Annotated in this window: 18 protein-coding genes; 13 read left to right on the forward strand and 5 right to left on the reverse strand. The window is 69.3% G+C overall.

Annotation, left to right across the window (positions count from 1 at the left end; all coding sequences use genetic code 11):
- Positions 1-2: 2 nt before the first annotated feature.
- Positions 3-1826 carry an AMP-dependent synthetase/ligase gene (locus tag KOI47_RS16250; protein ID WP_216216781.1) on the reverse strand — a complete coding sequence of 608 codons (1824 nt, stop codon included), beginning with the start codon at positions 1824-1826 and terminating at the stop codon, positions 3-5.
- 168 nt (positions 1827-1994) lie between these two features.
- Here KOI47_RS16250 and KOI47_RS16255 point away from each other — a divergent pair, with 168 nt between their 5' ends.
- From KOI47_RS16255 to KOI47_RS16280, 6 genes are all read left to right on the forward strand, one after another.
- The gene (locus KOI47_RS16255; protein WP_216216782.1) at positions 1995-3218 is read left to right on the forward strand and encodes an oxygenase MpaB family protein; all 1224 of its coding nucleotides are present in this window, start codon (positions 1995-1997) and stop codon (positions 3216-3218) included.
- Between the two features lie 85 nt (positions 3219-3303).
- Positions 3304-4524: an oxygenase MpaB family protein gene (locus tag KOI47_RS16260; protein WP_216216783.1), complete on the forward strand. Its 1221-nt coding sequence runs from the start codon at positions 3304-3306 to the stop codon at positions 4522-4524.
- A 4-nt stretch (positions 4525-4528) separates the two neighbouring features.
- Positions 4529-6829 carry a molybdopterin cofactor-binding domain-containing protein gene (locus KOI47_RS16265; RefSeq protein WP_216216784.1) on the forward strand — a complete coding sequence of 767 codons (2301 nt, stop codon included), beginning with the start codon at positions 4529-4531 and terminating at the stop codon, positions 6827-6829.
- Positions 6830-6844: 15 nt separating this feature from the next.
- The gene (locus KOI47_RS16270) at positions 6845-7321 is read left to right on the forward strand and encodes a (2Fe-2S)-binding protein (protein WP_216216785.1); all 477 of its coding nucleotides are present in this window, start codon (positions 6845-6847) and stop codon (positions 7319-7321) included.
- Positions 7322-7425: 104 nt separating this feature from the next.
- Positions 7426-8127: a TetR/AcrR family transcriptional regulator gene (locus KOI47_RS16275; protein WP_216216786.1), complete on the forward strand. Its 702-nt coding sequence runs from the start codon at positions 7426-7428 to the stop codon at positions 8125-8127.
- A 136-nt stretch (positions 8128-8263) separates the two neighbouring features.
- Positions 8264-9274: a TerC family protein gene (locus KOI47_RS16280; protein ID WP_216216787.1), complete on the forward strand. Its 1011-nt coding sequence runs from the start codon at positions 8264-8266 to the stop codon at positions 9272-9274.
- 29 nt (positions 9275-9303) lie between these two features.
- On the opposite strand, the gene KOI47_RS16285 is transcribed toward KOI47_RS16280, so the two are convergent.
- Together KOI47_RS16285 and KOI47_RS16290 are read right to left on the reverse strand one after the other, a co-directional pair.
- Positions 9304-9879, reverse strand: coding sequence for a hypothetical protein (locus tag KOI47_RS16285; RefSeq protein WP_216216788.1), 576 nt, complete (start codon positions 9877-9879; stop codon positions 9304-9306).
- A gap of 64 nt (positions 9880-9943) precedes the next feature.
- A complete protein-coding gene (locus KOI47_RS16290; RefSeq protein WP_232376777.1) occupies positions 9944-10735 on the reverse strand; it encodes a hypothetical protein in 792 nt (263 codons plus the stop codon).
- A gap of 407 nt (positions 10736-11142) precedes the next feature.
- On the opposite strand from KOI47_RS16290, the gene KOI47_RS16295 reads away from it, so the two are divergent.
- The 6 genes from KOI47_RS16295 (at position 11143) to KOI47_RS16320 (ending at position 16881) form a co-directional block, all read left to right on the forward strand.
- Positions 11143-12360 (forward strand): helix-turn-helix domain-containing protein, encoded by a 1218-nt coding sequence (locus tag KOI47_RS16295; RefSeq protein ID WP_216216789.1) that lies wholly within the window; start codon positions 11143-11145, stop codon positions 12358-12360.
- A 64-nt stretch (positions 12361-12424) separates the two neighbouring features.
- A complete protein-coding gene (locus KOI47_RS16300) occupies positions 12425-12688 on the forward strand; it encodes a hypothetical protein (RefSeq protein ID WP_216216790.1) in 264 nt (87 codons plus the stop codon).
- Entirely contained in the window at positions 12685-12891 is a 207-nt protein-coding gene (locus tag KOI47_RS16305) for a hypothetical protein (RefSeq protein ID WP_216216791.1), read from the forward strand. The genes KOI47_RS16300 and KOI47_RS16305 overlap by 4 nt, the downstream gene beginning before the upstream one ends.
- 387 nt (positions 12892-13278) lie before the next feature.
- Positions 13279-14889 carry a sugar ABC transporter ATP-binding protein gene (locus KOI47_RS16310; RefSeq protein ID WP_216216792.1) on the forward strand — a complete coding sequence of 537 codons (1611 nt, stop codon included), beginning with the start codon at positions 13279-13281 and terminating at the stop codon, positions 14887-14889.
- Positions 14886-15890, forward strand: coding sequence for an ABC transporter permease (locus KOI47_RS16315; RefSeq protein ID WP_216216793.1), 1005 nt, complete (start codon positions 14886-14888; stop codon positions 15888-15890). Before KOI47_RS16310 ends, KOI47_RS16315 begins: the two co-directional genes overlap by 4 nt.
- A 31-nt stretch (positions 15891-15921) precedes the next feature.
- Entirely contained in the window at positions 15922-16881 is a 960-nt protein-coding gene (locus KOI47_RS16320; RefSeq protein ID WP_216216794.1) for an ABC transporter substrate-binding protein, read from the forward strand.
- Between the two features lie 39 nt (positions 16882-16920).
- On the opposite strand, the gene KOI47_RS16325 is transcribed toward KOI47_RS16320, so the two are convergent.
- Positions 16921-17748: an alpha/beta fold hydrolase gene (locus KOI47_RS16325; protein ID WP_216216795.1), complete on the reverse strand. Its 828-nt coding sequence runs from the start codon at positions 17746-17748 to the stop codon at positions 16921-16923.
- Positions 17749-17996: 248 nt separating this feature from the next.
- On the opposite strand from KOI47_RS16325, the gene KOI47_RS16330 reads away from it, so the two are divergent.
- Entirely contained in the window at positions 17997-18956 is a 960-nt protein-coding gene (locus tag KOI47_RS16330) for a sporulation protein (RefSeq protein WP_216217338.1), read from the forward strand.
- Between the two features lie 7 nt (positions 18957-18963).
- On the opposite strand, the gene KOI47_RS16335 is transcribed toward KOI47_RS16330, so the two are convergent.
- Positions 18964-19791 carry a siderophore-interacting protein gene (locus KOI47_RS16335; RefSeq protein ID WP_216216796.1) on the reverse strand — a complete coding sequence of 276 codons (828 nt, stop codon included), beginning with the start codon at positions 19789-19791 and terminating at the stop codon, positions 18964-18966.
- Between the last annotated feature and the right edge of the window lie 86 nt (positions 19792-19877).

Raw genomic sequence — 19877 nt, forward strand, 5'->3', positions numbered from 1 at the left:
GGTCACTCGTACATCGACTCGATCGTCTCGGCGTACCGCTCCTCGATGACCTTCCGCCGCAGGCTCAGCTTCGGGGTCAGCTCGCCGGACTCGGCGGTCCACGGTTGCGCCAGCACCTGGTACTTCTTCACCTGTTCCACCCTGGCGAGCGCGGAGTTCGCCTGCTCAACGGCCTGGTCCAGCGCGGCGCGGACCTCGGGGTGCCGGGACAGCGCGCTCAGCTCGGTCGCCGCGATGCCGTTGGCCCGCGCCCAGGCCGGAGCCGTCTCCTCGTCGAGGACCAGCAGGGCGGTGAGGTAACGGCGCTTCTCGCCGATGGCGACGGCCTGCGCGATCAGGGGATGCGACCGCAGCAAGGACTCGATCTTCGTCGGCGCGATGTTCTTGCCGCCTGCGGTGATGATGAGCTCCTTCTTGCGGTCGGTGATCGAGACGATGCCCCGGTCGTCGATCGTGCCGATATCGCCGGTCGGCAGCCAGCCATCCTGGTCGGTCGCGGGCTCCAGCTCGCCGTCGGTGCCGAGGTATCCGGGAAAGACCACGGGACCGCGCACGAGCAGCTCCTGGTCGGCGGCGAGCATGACCTCGACGCCCGGTCCCGGTCGCCCGACGGACCCCAGGGCGAACACCTCAGGGGTGCTCACCGTGGCCGCTCCGGTGGTCTCACTCAGCCCCCACACCTCGTAGACCGACGTCCCCAGGCTCGCAAGGAACTCCAGTACGGCGGCGGGGATCGGCGCCGCCCCGCTGAAGGCCCGCTCACATTCGTCCAGCCCGATGGCCGCCCGGATCGGCCGCAGCACCTGCTCGTCCAGCCGGTCCCGCCGGTCCAGCAGGTCGGCGGGAACATCCGCACCGGCGGACCGCAGCCGGAACACCTGCGCGGCGAGTTCCCGCGCCTGCGCCACCGCGGCGGCTCGCTCCCCGGTCAGTGTGTCGAGCCGGGCCCGCAGACCGGCGGCCAGCTTCTCCCACACGCGCGGGACGCCGAAGAACCCGTTCGGGCGCACGGCGAGCAGCGTCGGCAGCAGTTGCGCCGGGTCCGGGCAGATCGTGACGTGCCCGGCATTGCAGATCGGCAGGTAGATTCCGAGCACCCGCTCGGCGATATGCGCCAGGGGCAGGTAGGCCACCGACCGCGGATGTTCGGACGTGGTGACCAGGCGGTCCTGCATCAGGGACTCGTGAATCACGTTGCGGTGGGACAGCACCACACCCTTGGGTTCGCCCGTGGTGCCGGAGGTGTAGACGACGGTCAGCGGCTGGTCCGGCGTGGCCGTGTCGGTGAGCTTCTCGAACGTCGCGCCGACCTCGCCGGCCTCGGCCTCGCCGCGCAGGTCCGCATAGCTGACGAAGCGCCGGTCGCCTGCCGGAACGATCTCGGGGTCGAGGACGACGATCGCCCGCAGCTGGGGTAGCTCGGGCAGCACTGGTTGCCAGCGGCGCAGTTGCTCCCTGCCCTCCAGCACGAGGGTCGTTGCCGCGCTGTGCTGGGCGACGAAGCGGATCTGCTCGCTGCTGAGGGTGTCGTAGGTGCTGCATGGCAGGGCGCCGAGGTGGGCCGCCGCCAGATCGACGATCCAGTGTTCCGGCCGCTTGGACATGGCGATCAGCATCCGGTCGCGCGGCCGGAGCCCGAGTGCGGAGAGGCCGCGGCTGAGCACCGCGACCTCGGAGCGCAGCCGCGACCAGGTCAGTGTGGTCGCGTCCGGACCGATGCCACTGGTGAGCGCGGGATGGTCGGGGAACTGCCTGGCGTTGTGGCGCAACAGTCCGGCGATCGTCAGTCCCTCGACGGCGTGGTGTAGCTGCTCTGCTGCGGTCACTGGTTGGTTCCCTTCCCTCGCCTCGCCGGGGACCCGATCGGAAGTTGTGGAGAGTTTGGCCGGTACCCCTCGTTTTTCGTCCCGACTTGTGCTCTCATTGATACGCAGCGCCCTAGTGCGTATCAGCGTATCAACCAGGTGTTCGCGACTCAAGGAGGAGTTGAGACCATGGATGAGCTCAGCAGGCGGAGGATGCTGATGACAGGCGGCGCGCTGGGCGCCCTCGGTGCGCTGACGGTGGCCGCTCCGGCCCAGGCTCGTCCACTGTGGACGTGGTCACCGCGGGGGTCGGTTGCGGGCGCCGGGACGGGTGCCGACCCGCGGTGGGTGTGGGATGCCGAGGCGGATCCGCTGGTGGCCTCGCTGCTGGACCGGGGCGATGTGCCCAGGGTCAACGAGTTGCTGCGGACCTGGACGAAGAACGGCCAGCCGTTGCCGGACGGCCTGCCCGCGGACCTGCGCGACTTCATGGAGCGGGCACGCCAGCTGCCGGCGTGGGCCGATCAGGGCAAGCTGGCCACCGCGGTGGAGTTCAACGAGAAACGCGGGCTCTATCTCGGCGTGTTGTACGGGCTGGCCAGCGGCATGATGAGCACGGTCATTCCCAAGGAGGCTCGCGCGGTCTACTATTCGCAGGGCGGCGCGGATATGAAGGACCGTATTTCCAAGACCGCCAAACTGGGATACGACATCGGGTCCAGGAATGCTTACCAGCCCGATGGCGAAATGATCGTGACCTGCGTCAAGACCCGGCTGGTGCACGCGGCCGTGCGGCACCTGCTGCCGCAGTCCCCGCACTGGAACGGCGCCGCCGAGGAAGAGATTCCGATCAGCCAGCGCGACATGATGGTCACCTGGCACAGTCTGCCCACCACCGTCATGCAGAAGCTGACCGCGTGGGAGGTGCCGATCCCGGCTGCGGAGTCCGAAGCGTTCCTGCACTCCTGGCAGCTGGGCGCGCATATGCTCGGCATCGAGGACGAGTACATCCCCGCGTCCTGGGACGAGGCCAACGCCCAGGCCGAGCAGGTGCTGGACCCGGTGCTGGCGCCGACGCCGGAGGGGATCAGGCTGGCCGACATCCTGCTCGGCCTCGGCGCCGAACTCGACGGTGGCATCCTCAGCAGGGACATCCTGGGCGCGTTCACCCGGTACCTGCTCGGGGACCGGATCGCCGGATGGCTGGAGATCCCCAGGGAGCCGATCTGGGACCCGCTGCTCAGGGTGGCCTGGCCGCCTTTTGTGGCCGTGCGCGAGGGCCTGCTGCCGTTCCCGCTGGCGCCGGAGGCCTACTGGACCTTCGACGAGTTCCTGCGCAAGGCCGCGCTGCTCTTCCTGTCCGAGGCCCGGCCGATCAGCATCGAGATTCCGGAAGCCAACCGTCCGTTCTGAAGGCCGGACCTCCGCTTGTCGAGATACACGGCAACGTGATACGTATCATCATATCAAGACTTGTGGCTCAAGGAGGAGTCCGGGCATGGCGGAACTGAGCAGGCGCAGGATGTTGGCCTCCGGCGGAGCTTTGGGAGCGCTCGGCGCGCTGGGGATGGCGGCCCCGGCCCAGGCGCGTTCCCTGCTGGAGTGGACCTGGGCACCCAGCGGTTCGATTGCGGGTTACGGCGCGGGAAAAGAGCCGCGCTGGGTGTGGGACGAGGTGGCTGATCCGCTGGTCGCTTCGCTACTCGACCGTGGTGCGGTGCCCGAGGTCAACCGGTTGCTGTGGGACTGGACCCGGAACGACCAGCCGCTACCCGCGGGACTGCCCGCGGATCTACGGTCGTTCATGGAGCAGGCGCGGCAGCTTCCGCCGTGGGCGGACCGCCGGAAGCTGGAGCTCGCGGCCGAGTTCAACAAGGGCCGAGGGCTGTATCTCAACCTGCTCAACGGGGTGGGCGGTGGCATCCTGGCCACCGCCATCCCGGACGAGGCGCGCTCGGTCTACTACTCCAAGGGCGGCGCGGACATGGAGGATCGCGTTGCCAAGACGAGCATCTTCGGATTCGCGGTCGGTTCGCTGAACGCCTATCGGCCGGATGGCACCTGCGTGGTCGAGGCCGTGAAAACCCGGCTGGTGCACGCGGCGGTCCGCCACCTGCTGCAGCAGTCCCCACATTGGACCGGCGACATCCCGATCAGCCAGGAGGACATGCTGGTCACCTGGCACACCCTGCCGACCTTCGCGATGCGCAAGATGCTCGAATGGGAGGTGCCCATCACCCGCGCCGAGTCCGAGGCCTACCTGCACGTATGGCAGGTGACCGCGCATATGCTCGGCATCAGGGACGAGTACATCCCGGCCACCTGGGAGGCGGCCTACGCCCAGTCCGACCAGGTCCTGCCCCGGAACATGGGGCCGACCCCTGAGGGTGTCGAGCTCACCGACATCCTGCTCGGCCAGCTCGCCGAGCAGACCAGCCCCGGCAGCATCAGCAGGCCGCTGTGCAACGCCCTCGCGCGGTACCTGGTCGGCGACCAGGTGGCCGACTGGGACGGCATCCCGCGCGAGCCGGTGTGGGACCGGCTGCTCCCGGTCGCCTGGCCGGCGTTGGTGAAGTTCCGGGAGGGCCTCATTCCGCTGCCGCTGGTACCGGAGGCGGCCTGGGTCCTGGACGAGGCCGCGCGGCAGTACATCCTGTTCTACCTCACCAAGGGCGAGGAGACGAAGATCGAGATCCCGACGACCAACCGGCCGAGCTGATCCGATGGCGACGCGACCGGAAGGGGACGGCGACGGCAAGGCGATCGGGCGGCGGCGGTTCCTCGGGTACGTGGTGGCGGCTCCGACCGTGCTGGCCGCGGCCGAGCTCGGCGAGCCGTCCGCGGCAGGCGCCCAGCAACTGCCCACGCCGGAGCTCACCGAACTGCTCGACCTCAACGAGCTGATGACCACGGCGGCGCTGCCGACCTCGAACCTGATCACGGTCGAGGTCAACACCGACGGCACGGTGTCATTCGCGCTGCCGCGGGCCGAGGTGGGGCAGGGCATCACCACCTCGACGGCCATGCTGATCGCCGAGGAGCTGGACGTCCCGCTGGAACGAGTTGGGGTCACCCTCGCCGACGCCCGGCCGGAGCTGGTGTTCAACCAGCTCACCGGCGGGTCGAACACCACCTTCGCGACCTACACCCCGATCCGGGTCGCCGCCGCCATCGCCCGGCACCGGCTGCTGGCGGCCGCGGCAACCGAACTCGGCTCGCCGGTCACCGACCTGACCCTGACCGCCGGGGTGATCACCGATCGCGAGGGTGGCAGTATCGGCATCGGTGCCCTGGCGCGCAAAGGCGCGAGCACCCGCACCCGGCAGGTGTCCGTGCCGCTCAAGCCGCGGGAGGCCTTCACCGTCATCGGCAGGCCGCGCAACCGGATCGACGCGCTGGACGCGGTCACCGGGCGCAAGAAGTTCGCGATGGACCTCGACATCCCCGGCGCGAAACCGACGATGGTGTGCCGGCCGCCCACCATCAACGGCGAGGTCGGCTCGGTGACCAACCTCGCCGAGGTTCGCGCCATGCCGGGCGTCACCGATGTCGCGGTGATCGCATCCGGGGTCGCGGTGCGCGCCGAGACCTTCGGCCAGTGCGTGGACGCCGTGCGTGCCCTGCGAGTGTCGTGGAAACCCGGTACCGCGGAAGGAAAGTCGGACCAGACCGTGCTCCGCGAGCTGCGGGCCGCCGAACTGCCGATCGGGCCCCGCCCGCTGACCCCGACCGTGGAAGGCACCTTCACCTTCTACTTCCGCAGCAACAGCGCGCTGGAACCGAACTGCGCGGTCGCCGACGTGCGCCCCGACCGCGCCGAGATCTGGTCCTCGCTGAAATCCCCGATCGTCGCCCAGCAGGCCATCGCGGCCAAGCTGGGACTACCGCAGCACCGCGTCACGGTGCACGTCACCGAGGGCGGTGGTTCGTTCGGGCGCAAGCTGTTCTTCGACGCCGCGCTGGAAGCCGCCGAGGTGTCCCAGCGGATCGGCAAGCCGGTCAAGCTCATGTGGCACCGCGCCGACGACTCCCGCCAGGGCCGCGCCCATCCGATGTGCACCTCGCGGGTACGCGCTTCCTATCTCGGCGGCACCGTGCTCAGCTACCGGCAGCGGCACACCAGCGTCGCCACCGACCTCGGCCACGGGCTCGGCGAGATCATCACCGCCATGGCCGCGCGGCTGCCGGTGGGGGACGTCGGGTTCGCGCAGACCTTCTTCCATCTCAGCCAGGCGATGTCCTATCAGTTCGGGTTCAGCAGCCAGCTGCTGAGCGAAACCGACAAGAGCTTCAACACCGGCAGTATGCGCAACGTCTACTCGCCCGACGTCACCTGTGCCAGGGAGCTCATCGTCGACCAGCTCGCCGCGCGGATGGGTAAGGACCCCTACCGGTTCCGGCAGGAGTTCCTCCGCGACGATCGTTGCCGTGCGGTACTGGACAAGGTGGCCGATGTCGGCGAATGGGGCAGGCCGATGCCCGCGGGCACCGCGCAGGGCATCGCCTTCCACGCCGAGTACCACGCCGTCAGCGCCGCGCTGATGGAGATCGACTGCCGCCCGGACACGGTCAACCGGCCCATCCGCAACGGGGTGACCGGACCCAGGGTCACCAGGGCCGTCTTCGCCGTGGACGTCGGCCTCGCCGTCAACCCACGCGGCCTGGAAGCGCAGATGATGGGCTGTATCTCGGACGGCATCGCACTGGCGCTGACCTCCAGCCTGCACCTGCGCGACGGGCATTTCCTGGAGGCGAGCTGGGACAACTACTTCTACACCCGGCAGTGGAACACCCCGCCGGAGCTACGGATCATCGTCATGCCGGACACCTCCGGCAAACCCGGTGGTGCGGGGGAGCTGGGCGTGGCCGCGTCGATGGCGGCGGTGGCCTGTGCCTACGGCCGCGCCACCGGCACCATGCCCACGAGCTTCCCGATCAACCATGGCACGCTCTCCTTCGAACCCAAACCGACCGTGCCGCCCGTCCCGCAGTCCCCGGCCGATGGCCGCGACCATGCCTGGTGACCCGAGGAGATCCGAGTGCCCGAACACACCTTCCGCGTCAACGGCGAGCAGGTCACCGTCGACGTCGCCGAGGACGTGCGCCTGCTGTGGGTGCTGCGCGACCTGCTCGGTATCAACGGACCGAAGTACGGATGCGGTATCAACGTCTGCAAGGCGTGCACCAGCCACCTCAACGGCAAGGCGGTCAATCCTTGCGCGATCCCGGTCGGAGATCTGGAGCCCACGGACGAGGTGACCACGATCGAAGGACTTCCGGCCACGGTCGGCGCGGAGCTGCACCCGATGCAGCGGGCATGGCTCGAGCACGACGTCGTCCAGTGCGGCTACTGCCAGCCCGGCCAGATCATGGCCGCCGTGGCACTGGTCCGCCGGGTCGCCGCGGAAGGCCGTGCCATCACCGAAGCCGACCTGGACTCCCTGCGCAACATCTGCCGCTGTGGCACCTACTCCCGCATCCGGGAGGCGATCAAGTCAGGCGCCGCGAACATGTAGGGCAGGGGTACGACGGTGGGCGGTGACTTCCTTGAGTGCCGCTGACACCGTTGTTACGCTGAGACAGCAAACGCATCTACGTATCACGGAGCGAAAGGCCGATCGTGGACCCCGTACTGCCCGCCCTGCTGACGACCGAGGGCTCGGAGTCGTTGCTGGAGCGTGCGCTCGCCGACGCGCTCGACCCGGTCGACGAGGATGACGAGGTCGCCAAGCGCGTGCTCGACGCCGCCTACGAGCAGTTCTGCCGGATGGGCATCCGGCGGTCCACGATGGAGGATGTGGCCCGGCGGGCCGGGGTTTCCCGGATCACGGCCTACCGCCGGTTCGCCACCAAGGACACACTGGTCGAACACGTGGTACGACGCGAGTTCCGGCGGTACTTCGACCAGTTCCTGATCGACATCCAGGAGGCCGAGACCGTCGCCGACCGGGTGGTGCTGGGATTCGCCAGCGCCCTGCAGGCGGTCCGGCGCAATCCGCTGATCGGTGGGCTGATGACCGCCGAACCCGATGTGCTCATCCCGTCCATGGTCAACGACGGCGGCCGGACGCTCGCCACCGTGCAGCGGTTCGTCGCGGGACAGCTGCGCCGCGAGCAGCGCGCGGGCAATGTCGCCGAGGAGGTGGACGTCGAGCTCGTCGCGGAGCTGATGACCCGGGTGTCCAGCTCGTTCCTGGTCACGCCGAGCCACGTCATCGATCTCGACGACGACGAGCAGGTGCGCACCGTCGCCCGGCGGTTCCTGGTGCCCATGCTGGAACCCGGCAGCGGCCTGCGGTCAGCCGGACCGTCGGTGAGCTAGCGGGTTCGGCCTCCGCCTCGGCTCGGCGACCCTGGCCGGGACCGCGGCGCGCCGCGGTTCGCGCTGAACCCGGCAGCCTGCAACGATATCCTCGCCGCGAGCACGGGATCGGTGACCGAGGATGGTTGGAGGCGTGATGCTCCAGATCGGCATCTGGACGTGGGTCGGCACGATCGGGCTGGTCGTGGCGCTGCTCGCGGTGGATCTGGTGCTCGCGGCGGTCCGGCCGCACCGGGTGGGGTTCGGCGAGGCGACGGCGTGGTCGGTGTTCTACGTGCTCGTGGCGGTCGGCTTCGGCGTGTGGTTCACCCTGGCGCACGGGGGCGACTTCGGCACCGAGTACTTCGCAGGGTACCTGGTGGAGAAGAGCCTTTCCGTCGACAACCTGTTCGTGTTCGTGATCATCATGACCACGTTCGCCGTACCCGAGGAGCACCAGCACAAGGTGCTCACGTTCGGCATCGTGCTCGCGCTGATCATGCGCGCTATCTTCATCGCGCTCGGCGCCACCTTGCTGGCGCTGTTCTCGTTCATGTTCCTCTTGTTCGGCCTGCTGCTGATCTACACGGCCGTCCAGCTGTTCCGGCACCGCAACGAGGACCCCGACGTGGAGGACAACGTCGTGGTCCGCACCGCCCGCCGGGTCCTGCCGGTGACCACCGATTACGTCGGCGGGAAGTTGGTCACCAGGGTCGACGGCCGCCGCATGGTCACCCCGTTGCTGATCGTGCTGGTGGCCATCGGAGGGATCGACCTGCTGTTCGCCCTCGACTCCATTCCGGCGGTGTTCGGGATCACCGATGAGCCCTACATCGTCTTCGCCGCGAACGCGTTCGCGCTGCTCGGTTTGCGCGCGTTGTACTTCCTGGTCAAGGGCCTGCTGGACCGGCTGGTCTACCTGTCGGCGGGGCTGGCGCTGATCCTGGGCTTCATCGGGGTCAAGCTGATTCTGCACTGGGCGCACGTCGACATCGACTCGCGGGTTCCGGAGATCCCCACGCCGCTGAGCCTGGGCGTGATCGTCGTCGTACTGGTCGTCGTGACCGTGGCCAGCCTGATCAAGACCCGGCGGGACCCCAGTGTGCACGCGCACGCGGGCTCGCTGCGGGCGACGCGCCCCCGGCACGATCCCGAGCGGAAGCAGTAACGCCGGAGCCGCGGCCCGGTCGCACTGTCTCAGTGTTCCGGCAGCCGCTCCGGCTGCTGGGGCGGCTCCTCGCCGAGCGCGTGGCGGGCGGCCGCGATGAAGTCCTTGCTGGTCTGGAAGCGGACCCGGAGCGCTCCGGCGCGGGCCTGGGCATCGAGCGCGACCGCGGAGTCCGGGGTGCCGGGGTTGGCGTCGAGGACCCGCCGGTGGGTCGTGAACTCCTCGCCGATGCCGCGCACGACCTTCGCGCCCTCGGCCGCGACCTCGTCGGGCCCTTCGAGCTGGACCCGGATATAGGCCTCGTCCAGGGCCCGGCGGGCCGCGAACCCGGCCTTCCATGGGGCGGGCTCGGTGAACGGCGCGGCCAGCCAGCCCTCGTCCAGCACCCGGTAGGCCGCGTCGGCCTCGGCGAGGAACTGCTGGTACGCCGCACGCCGCAGCTCGCGCCGGTGCCCGTTGCGCTCCTCGGCACGCTGTTCCCTGGCCAGCAGGCGCTGGTGCCGTAGCTGCCGTGCGTTCGACCAGGCCGAGATCGTGCCGGTCAGCGCGGCCGCGGTGAGGGTGGACAAGGAGGTGATGAGTGCGACCGCGACCGTGGTATCCACGCCGCCATCCTGTCCTACCTCGCGATCCCTCCGTTGCTCAGGTCGGACGATCGCGCACCGGCGCTCAGGTGGTGCAGTGCTTCTGGGTGTCGGTGCGCACCTGCCTGCCGGTGAACTCCTCCAGGATGGCGATGTTCGCGGGGGCGTAGTTGGTGGCGGTGATCCGGTCGGCATCCGGGCTGCCGAGTTTGCCCGTGTAGGGAGCCGACTTCTCCAGCCAGTACGCCGTGCGCAGGAACTGCGTCAGCACCAGTTCGCGCAGCTTGGGCTCGCTCTTGATCTTCGCCCAGTAGGCTGGATGCCGGTCCTTGGCCACCCGCAGGTAGAGCAGCAGGTACCGCAGGTTGGTGGCGGCGATGTCGCGGGCGTTGCTGGCCCCGACCCCCTTGATGTACTCCTGCAGCACCGTCACCGCGGGCAGGCCGGTCAGCCCGGCGTTCAGTTCTGCCAGCACGCCCTGCAGGCGGTAGTCACCCTGGGTCCGGTCCCGCAGGTAGATGTCGTCCATGGAGTCGCTGAGCCGGTCGTTGATCAGCGGCAGGATCTCCCTGCGCGGGAAGCCACCGTGCAGCGGCACCCTCAGGTCCTGCCGGGAGGCGTTGATCCAGGCCGCGGTGTGTACGTTCCATCTGGTTCGCGACGGGTCGAGATCCCACATGTGGGTTTCCTCGTGAATGGCGACCATCATCGACTCGGTGAAGGCCTCGAAACTGTTCTTGCGCACGAACCGGTCCCAGTACGGATCCCTGGCCTGGGCGATGGCCAGCGCCTCCCCGCTTGGCCAGCGTCGCTGGTACACGGCCTGGAGGATCTGCATCCAGTTGGCGGAGTTGAACCTCGCCCTGAGGTCGCTCACATCCGCGGTGGGCTGGGAAGGCTCCGTATAACAGTAGGGTGCGGCGCTATTCGCGATGGGTGCCGCGGCGGCGGTTCCCGCCGTCGGCGACAGCACGAGAAGGGCGGCCAGCACGGACAGGGCGCGTTTTCGATTCACAGGGGACCTCAATCTCCGAACGGACAAGCCGCGGGCAGGGGAGAGGCTGCGGCTCTTTACGTCGTTCTGCAGGATCGTACGAACCGCGGTTTCCGGCTCCTCCTTCGATCTCGGCATAAAATCCGATGAGGTGTTATGCCCGGCGAAGCGTGGGCCTGGGCGTGGTCACCCGGTCGGGTAGCGGCTACGCTGGGGGTGCACCTCTTCGCGGAGGGACGCCCCCGGTTTGGCCACCGGGGGCACGCGGAGAGGTCTACTCCGCGAAGGGAATGACGGTGGACGATCTTCCCGTGGGCGCGCGCATCAAAGCGCAGCGCGAACGTGCTGGCCTGTCACGTCCGGTGCTGGCTGGCCTCGTCGGCCGATCCGCTGAATGGGTCAAGGCCGTGGAAACGGGCAGGCTCCAGGTGCCGCGGCTCCCGATGCTGCTTCGGTTGGCCGAGGCTCTGGGGACTGAAGACCTCGCCACCCTCACGGGAGACGAGCACGCCGTACCTGTCCAGCTGTTCGCGGGAGAGCGGCATGAGGCGCTATCGGCCGTGCAGGCGGCGCTCACTGATTACCGGGTCACGCCAGCTGTGAAACCTCAGCCCGTGGAACATCTCGCTGTGCGGTTGCGGCAAGCGTGGCACGTGCGCCACAACTCGCCCGACCACCGAACTCGGCTCGGCGCGCTACTACCCGGTCTTATCCGTGATGCGCAGACAGCCGCCCGTACGCTGCGCGGCGACCAGCGTCGCCAAGCTCGCCGCGTGCTCGCGGGCGTCTATCAGTTGGCGGATTTCTACGTCGCCTACCAGCCAGCACCGGAACTTGTCTGGATGGTCGCCGACCGTGCTTTGACCGAGGCGCACGAGGTAGACGATCCGTATCTGGTTGCCGGTGGCGTGTGGGCCATGGTTCAAGCGTTGCGAGACTCCGGCCGGTGGGAGGAAGCCATCACGCTAGCTCGTGATGGGATCTCGCAGCTTGAACCGCATCTTGACGGCGCGCCAGTGGACTGGCGCGGCCTCGCTGGCGCGCTGGAGGCCGAGATCGCCTATGTCTATGCGCGACGCGGGCGATATGGACCGGCCTGGGCGCATTGGGAGCGTGCCGACCGGATCGCCCGCCAACTTGGCCCGGGCTACCGTCACACACAGAGTTCGTTCTCCACGTCGGTGATGGGAGCTCATGCGGTAACCCTCGGTGTCGAGTTGCGGCGCGCTGGTGAGGCTCTCCGTGCCGCGGATTCGTTCGAGCCGACCGAGATCGTGTCGGTGCCGCGGCGTGCCCGTCACCTCATCGAGGTCGCGCGCGGCCACTACCAGCGGGACGAGCGGCCGGCGGTGTGGGCACTGCTGAACGCCTCGGAACGAACCGCGCCCGAGACGATCAAGTTCAACGGTTTCGCTCGTGAGATGCTGCTGGACTTGTCCCGTCGGCCACCGGCGGGGTTACGCGAAGACGTTCGTAGCCTCTGCCAACGGGTCGGCGTTGCCGTGTAGCACAACCAGGTAGGGGTACAGGTCGTACCCCTTCGTTCGTCAGGCCGCGCATAGCGTCCGCTATATGACGGACGGCAACTGGTGCTCGTCCCCTCCAGGGTGGCTGGCGTGGCGGGGCGAGCTGCACTACATCACCGGCTACTCCCGTGGCCGGGAGAACGGCGGGGTCCGGGGAATCATCGCGTGCCTCGACGAGCGGATCGTGCACGAGGACCTGACGACCGAGGACCCGCCGAAGTGCGCGGAGTGCGCGGTCATCCATGCGCGGCGGCGCACCGTGCGGGCCGCCGCGTCTCCGGTGCGCGGGGGCTGGGGTGGCTGGCGGTGAGGCGCAAGCACACACCGCCGCCCCAGTTCGCGCGGCTACGCGCGAGCAAGTCCGAGCTGGCGGAATGGTCGTCTCTCACTCGGCAGGCCCGGACCTGCTACCACTGCCGGACCGTGTACCAGACCTCCGGCCACGCCACCGGATGCGAGCAACACCACGAGGCCGGGGGCGGCGCCGCCCGGTCGGCGACGGTGGCGCGGTGACGGGGGAGCAGGAGCGGCGGGTGGCGCTGGTGCTGGCCATGACGGCCCTGGCCTTGTCGCTGTTCATGATCGGGGCGCTGGCCGCGGGGTTGTGGCGGAGTGGCTGCTGAACCCTGATCTGCTGCCGGACCCCTCTTCCCCTCGGTACCGGCAGCACGGGCCCCGGCGCGTCCTCCCCGCACTCCCGCGCCGGGGCCCACCCGGGCCCTGGCGCGGGCCGCTGCGGTGCTGGCCCACCGCGGCGGTGAGCCCCGGGCGACTCCCCTTGTTCCTTGCCGGGGTCGAGTTGCCCGGGGCTGCGCCCGACTCGGCCCGCAACCGGAATCCTGGCCCCGGCAACCGCTACGGCGGTGTACGGTCCGGCCGGGTCCGGCCGAAGATTGATCGATGGAACAAGGCGAGGAGGACTCAGCGGACGCCGAGGACGCGGAAGGCGAGGTGCACGGGGAGGTGACGCCTCCGCTGTTGGAGGTCGAGGGTGTCAGCAAGAGCTTCCCTGGCGTGCGGGCACTGGCCGGCATGCGGCTGGACCTGCGCCGGGGCGAGGTGCTCGCGCTGGTCGGCGAGAACGGGGCTGGAAAGTCGACCCTGATGAAGCTGCTGTCCGGGATCCATTCCGCCGACGCGGGCGATCTCCGGCTGGACGGCAGGCTGCTGCGGCTCACCGGCCCCCGGCACGCGCTCGAGCTCGGCATCAGCATCATCCACCAGGAGTTCAACCTGATGCCGCACCTGACCGTCGCGCAGAACATCTTCATCGGGCGGGAGCCGCGGCGATGGCGGATGGTACTGGACGAGCGGGCGCTGAACACGCGGGCTGGCGAGCTGATCGACCGGCTGCGGCTGCCACTGGATCCGCGGGCGACCGTCGGCGAGCTGACCGTGGCCAATCAGCAGATGGTCGAGATCGCCAAAGCGCTCTCCCACCGGGCCAGGGTGCTGATCATGGACGAGCCGACGGCCGCGCTCAACGAAGCCGAGGTGGCCACGTTGCACGAGCTGATCCGGCGGTTCGTCCGGGCCGACACCGGTGTCATCTACATCTCGCACCGGATGGAGGAGATCCGGCGGATCGCCGACCGGGTCACGGTGATCAGGGACGGCGAGTATGTGGACACAGTGGACACACGGTCGACCGCGACGCGACGAATCATCTCGCTGATGGTGGGCAGGACGATCACGGCCGAGGCGCGGCCGGAGGGCGTGCGGGCCGACCGTGAGGTGGTGCTCGAAGTCCGCGGACTGACCACCCGGTCCCTGCTCGAGGAGGTGTCGTTCGACCTGCGGCGCGGCGAGATCCTCGGCTTCGCGGGCCTGATGGGCGCGGGCCGTACCGAGACGGCGCGCGCACTGGTCGGCGCCGACCATGCCGAGGCCGGGACGGTCGCGCTACACGGCAGGCGCGTGCGGATCACCAGTCCGGCGGACGCGGCCAGGCACGGGATCGGTTACCTTTCCGAGGACAGGAAACGCTTCGGCCTCCTGCTCGACCAGAGCGTCAAGGACAACATCGTGCTCGCGGCGCTGCGCGAACGGTTCGCAGGCGCCGGTCTGGTCAACGACACCGCGGCGAGATCCCTTGCCGGATCCTATGTGGACACCCTACGCATCAAGACGCCCTCGCTGGCGGAGACCGCCAGGAACCTGTCCGGCGGCAACCAGCAGAAGGTGGTCATCGCCAGATGGCTGGCCAAGGACTGCGACATCCTGATCTTCGACGAACCCACCCGCGGGATCGACGTCGGCGCCAAGGAGGAGATCTACCAGCTGCTCGGCGAACTCGCCGCCGAGGGCAAGTCGATCATCATGATCTCCTCCGAGCTGCCGGAGATCCTGCGTATGTCCCACCGGATCGTCGTGATGAGCGAGGGCCGGGTGACCCGCGTGCTCGCCGCCGCGGAGGCGACGCAGGAGAACATCATGCACTACGCGACAGCGCGGCCGGGACAGCGCGACACCAGGACCGCGCCGAAGGGGGAGGAGGCGGGAAAGGCATGACGGCGACACGGGAGGCCCCGGCCGGACCCCGGCCGCGGGGCCGCGGCCCCGGCACGGCGGTCCGGGGCAGGCTCCAGCAACTGCTCGCGTTCGGCAGCCTGATCGTGTGCTCCGCGTTCTTCTCGGTGGCGAGCCCGTTCTTCTTCACCTACGGCAACTTCACCGCGATCCTGTTCTCCACGGTGGTGATCGGCACCCTCGCCATCGGCACCACCTTCGTGATCATCGCGGGCGGGATCGACCTTTCCACCGGCACCGGGATGGCGCTGTGCGCGGTCATGTCCGGGGTGTTCCTGGTCGACCTCGGCCTGCCACTGGTCCTCGGGGTGCCGGCGGCAATCCTGTTCGGCGGCCTGATCGGACTGGTGAACGGCTGTAACGTCGCCGTGCTGGGCATCCCGCCGTTCATCGCGACGCTGGCCATGATGCTGGTCGCCGAGGGACTGGCACTCGTGCTCTCCGACAGCGCCCCGATCTACTTCACCGAGGTGGAGGGCTACGTGGACATCTCGACCGGCAACCTCGTCGCGGGGGTGAACTTCCCCAACGCGGTGCTGATCCTGCTCGCAGTCGCGCTGCTGGCCGGGTTCCTGCTGAACAAGACCGTGCTGGGCCGTTACACCTATTCGATCGGCAGCAACGAGGAGGCGACCGCGCTGTCCGGGATCGACGTCCGCAAGTGGAAGATCGCGATCTACGCCTTCGCCGGACTGTTCATCGGCCTCGCCGGGGTGATGATCTCGGCCCGGCTCGGTTCCGCGCAGCCCGCGACCGGTCTCGGCTACGAACTCCAGGCGATCGCGGCCGTAGTGATCGGCGGTACCTCGCTGTCCGGGGGCCGGGGATCGATCGTCGGCACGTTGATCGGCGCGCTGATCATCTCGGTGCTGAACAACGGGTTGCAGATCATGTCGATCCCGCAGGAATGGCAGAACGTCATTCTCGGCTGCGTGATCCTGGTGGCCGTCTACACCGACATTCTCCGCAAGAAGCGCAGCTGAGGCCGCAGCCAGGAACGAAGGGAGATGCAGTATGCGGAACAGGGGGATCGGTGCCGCCCTCGTGGCGGCCACCGCGGCGGTGAGCCTCGCGGCCTGTGGCCCGGACGGCGGCGCCGGTGGCGACCAGCCGTACATCGCGATCGTGTCCAAGGGCTTTCAGCACCAGTTCTGGCAGGCGGTGAAGCAGGGTGCCGAGCAGGAGGCCCAGCGGCGCGGGGCGCGGGTGACCTTCGTCGGCCCCGCCACCGAGCAGGAGGTCGAGGAACAGCTGAACATGCTCACCAACGAGCTCGCCAAGCAGCCCGACGCGCTCGGGTTCGCCGCCCTCGACTCCCGCGCCGCCGCCCCGCTGCTCCAGCAGGCCAAGGCGAGTGACATCCCGGTGATCGCCTTCGACTCGGGCGTGGACAGCGATGTCCCGGTCACCACGGTGGCAACCGACAACAAGGCCGCTGCCGCCGAGGCCGCGCAGCACATGGCCGGGTTGCTCGGTGGGCAGGGCGAGGTCGCGATGGTCGTGCACGACCAGACCAGCCGCTCCGGTGTCGACCGCCGGGACGGCTTCACCGAGTGGATGGCGGAGAACGCGCCGGGCATCACCGTGCTGCCGCCCCAGTACGGCGGGGGCGACCAGCTGGAGTCGGCCAACATCACCAAGTCCATCCTGTCCGCCAACCCCGATCTCGCCGGGATCTACGCCTCAAACGAGGGCTCGGCGATCGGGGTTATCAAGGGTGCCAAGGAAAGCGGCCGGGATGACGTCACCATCGTCGGTTTCGACTCCGGCAAGGCGCAAATCGACGCGATCCGCGGTGGCCGGATGGCGGGCGCGGTGACGCAGAACCCGGTCGGCATGGGCGAGCGGCTCGTCGACTCCGCGCTGAAGGCCATCGAGGGACAGGACCTCCCGAAGACCATCGACACCGGATTCTTCTGGTACGACCAGAGCAACATCGACGATCCCGAGATCAAGGAAGTGCTGTACCAGTAGGCCGGGACGCGCGCATCCGGCACGGCGAAACTGATTCGCTCAGCTGACCGTAAGCTGCCGGCGGAACCATCGGGTCAGGATCTCGTCGACCCTCTTCGCCACCGGCAGCTGCGGGGCCGGTTCCAGTCCGGGCTCGTCGGCCAGCGGGTGCGACAGGTCCGGCACCGTCGTCAGCTCTGCCTCGTCCGGGTGCGTGTACCGCTGGCGGAGCACGTCGACAAGGGCAGCCGCGTCCGTCCGCAATGCCGGGTGGTCCCGTTCGCCACTGACCAGCAGTAGTGGCGGCTGTGCCGCGATGCCGGTGGCGCGGGCGACGAAGTCCAGTTCGTCGGCCGTCCGGTGGGCTTCGGCCGTCCAGCGGTACGGCTTTCCGGCGATGCCTTCGGCGAGATCGACGGCGGACCGGATCCGTACCGCCGGGTTGACCAGGGCGACCGCCTTGATCGGAGCCCGCCACGTGGTCAGCACCTCCAGCGCCACGGCGCCGCCGAGCGAGCCGCCGAGGACACCGACCGGCCCGTCATCGACCGGCAGCTGATCGCGCAGCGCGGCCAGTGCGGCCGGGAACTCCTCGGCGGCCTGGCGCACGAACGGGGCGAGGAACGCCATCAGCGCGTCCCTGCGGGCGAGCTCCATGATGGCGTCGACACGGCCGTCGACCATCCGCGCACCACACATCGGCATGCCGAGGTGCACCCGCCAGGCAGGCACGCCGGTCATGGGCAGTGCGGCCGCGAACGCCGCGTCCGTGCGGGGCGCGTCCAGCATGTGCCAGGTCACGATCAACGGTGGGGGTCCGGCATTGCTGCCGGTCGGCGGCAGCGCCGTGTACGGCACGCCCGCCGCGGTTCCGGTGATCGTTTCCATCTGCCCCCCTTGGCTTGGCGTTCCTGGGTTACCAGGCCAGTGTAGGCAGCTCGATGGCGGCGGAATCGCTTTCCGCCAACCGCGAAATCGTCCTCGCGCAACCACCGGCCGCCAGCGGAGTCTCCGCTGCGATAGTGTCGGCGCCATGCGGTTCCGCGACGCCGAAGCGTGCGGTAGCCGCCCGGTCCGGCCCGGTGGGCCGATCGTTCGATGTCACTCATCCCGACAGGAGGAACGACACCCCTATGGTGTTCAAACGCGTGCTCGCCGCCTTCGGCGTCGGCGGCCCATCCGTCGACACCGTCCTGGATTCCGCGCAGGCGATGCCTGGTCAGGCGCTCACCGGACGGGTCAGCATGCAGGGAGGCAGTGCGGATGCCGACATCGACCGGGTCGACCTGTCCCTGGTCACGCGGGCCGAGGCCGAGTACGGCGGTGGTGAGGCCCATGGCAGCGCGGAGTTCCTGCGCGTCACGGTGGCCGAGCGGGTGCGGGTTCCGGCGGGGGAGCACCGCGAGGTGCCGTTCGAGTTCGTGCTGCCGTGGGAAACGCCGATCACCTCGGTCGGGTCCGCGCCGCTGCCGGGCATGATCATCGGGGTACGGACCGAACTGGTGGTGTCCGGGGCGCCGGACAAGGGCGATCTCGACCCGGTCGCGGTGCATCCCCTGCCCTCGCAGGACGCGGTGCTCGACGCGTTCGGCGAGCTGGGGTTCCGGTTCCGCGCCGCCGATGTGGAAGTGGGCCGGGTGTACGGGGTGCCGCAGGAGCTGGGTTTCTATCAGGAACTCGAGTTCTTCCCGCCGCCGCAGGTCGCAGGCCGGGTGAACGAGGTCGAGCTGACCTTCGTGGCCACCCCGCACGACCTGCACGTCATCCTGGAGGCCGACAAGCGCGGCGGTTTCCTGCGCCCCGACGGGGACAGCTTCGGCCGGTTCGCCATGTCGCACGCCGAAGCCGAACGGGCCGACTGGTCCGGGCTGATCGGTGGCTGGTTGACCGAGACCGTCGAACGCCACCAGGCACCCAACCCGGCGTTCGGCGACCCGCACGGCTACCACGGCTATGGCGGCCACGAGCGCCGCGGCCCCGGCATGGGCGCGGTCATCGGTGGTGCCGCGGCGGGTGCGATCGGCGGCATGATCATCGGCGACATGGTCGGCGACGCCTTCGATGGTGGCGGGGAGGACCTCGGCGGCGAGGAGTGACCGGCGCTTACCGGCCCGCTCGCCAGTAGCCGCAGAACATGATGTTCTCCTTCGGAACTCCGGCGCGCACCCAGTTCCTGCGGACCGTGCTGGGCAGCGTCTGCTCGCCGACGACCCAGCCGTAGCACGGTTGCGCGGGCACGCCGAGTTCGGTCGCGGCCGCGAGCGCCGCCCGGCCCGGCACCTGGTCGTGGCCGGTGCGGACGATCCACTCGACGGCCACACCGGCCGGGCCGGTCAGGTCCTGACGGTCCTCTTCGGACGGGACCTCGATCAGCGCCTGCCCGGTGGCGTCGGCGGGCAGTGCGGCGAGGATGCCCGCCGTGGCGGGAAGCCCGCTCTCGTCGGCCACCAGCAGGAACCGGGTCAGCGCCGGGTCGGGGTTGAACCCGATGCCCTCGTCGAGGAGGCCGACGGGGTCACCGGGGGAGCACGTCCGCGCCCAGGTCGCGGCCGGACCGGCGGCGTCCTCCGCCGCCGAGCCGTGCAGCACGAAGTCCACATCGATCTCCGGGCCGTCCGCGCCGCCCTCCCGGTACGCGCGCACGGAGTAGTTGCGCAGCACCGGGCGGACGGCCTTGGAGATGCTGAGGTACCGCGCATAGGACAGGGTGTCGAGTTTGCTCGGCAGCCGGGACAGCGAGTCCTCCGCGACCGGGATGAACAGCCGGAACCACTGGTCGAAGCCCATGAAGGAGAACCGCGCGATATCGCCGCCGCCCAGGGTGACGCGGGCGAAGTGCGGTGTGATCTGCTCGCGGCGCACCACATGCAGGGTGAGCAGTTCGGCGTGCTCGGGCTTCACCCTGGTCGCGCGCAGGTTGGTGCGTGCCATCTCATCTCCTCCGGACCAGGGCTGGACAGGTGGAGTTTGGCATGCCTAACCTAACTGGGGCAACGGCGGTGACGGGGCTCTCTTGG

The sequence above is a fragment of the Amycolatopsis aidingensis genome, from assembly GCF_018885265.1.
Lineage (GTDB): Bacteria > Actinomycetota > Actinomycetes > Mycobacteriales > Pseudonocardiaceae > Amycolatopsis > Amycolatopsis aidingensis.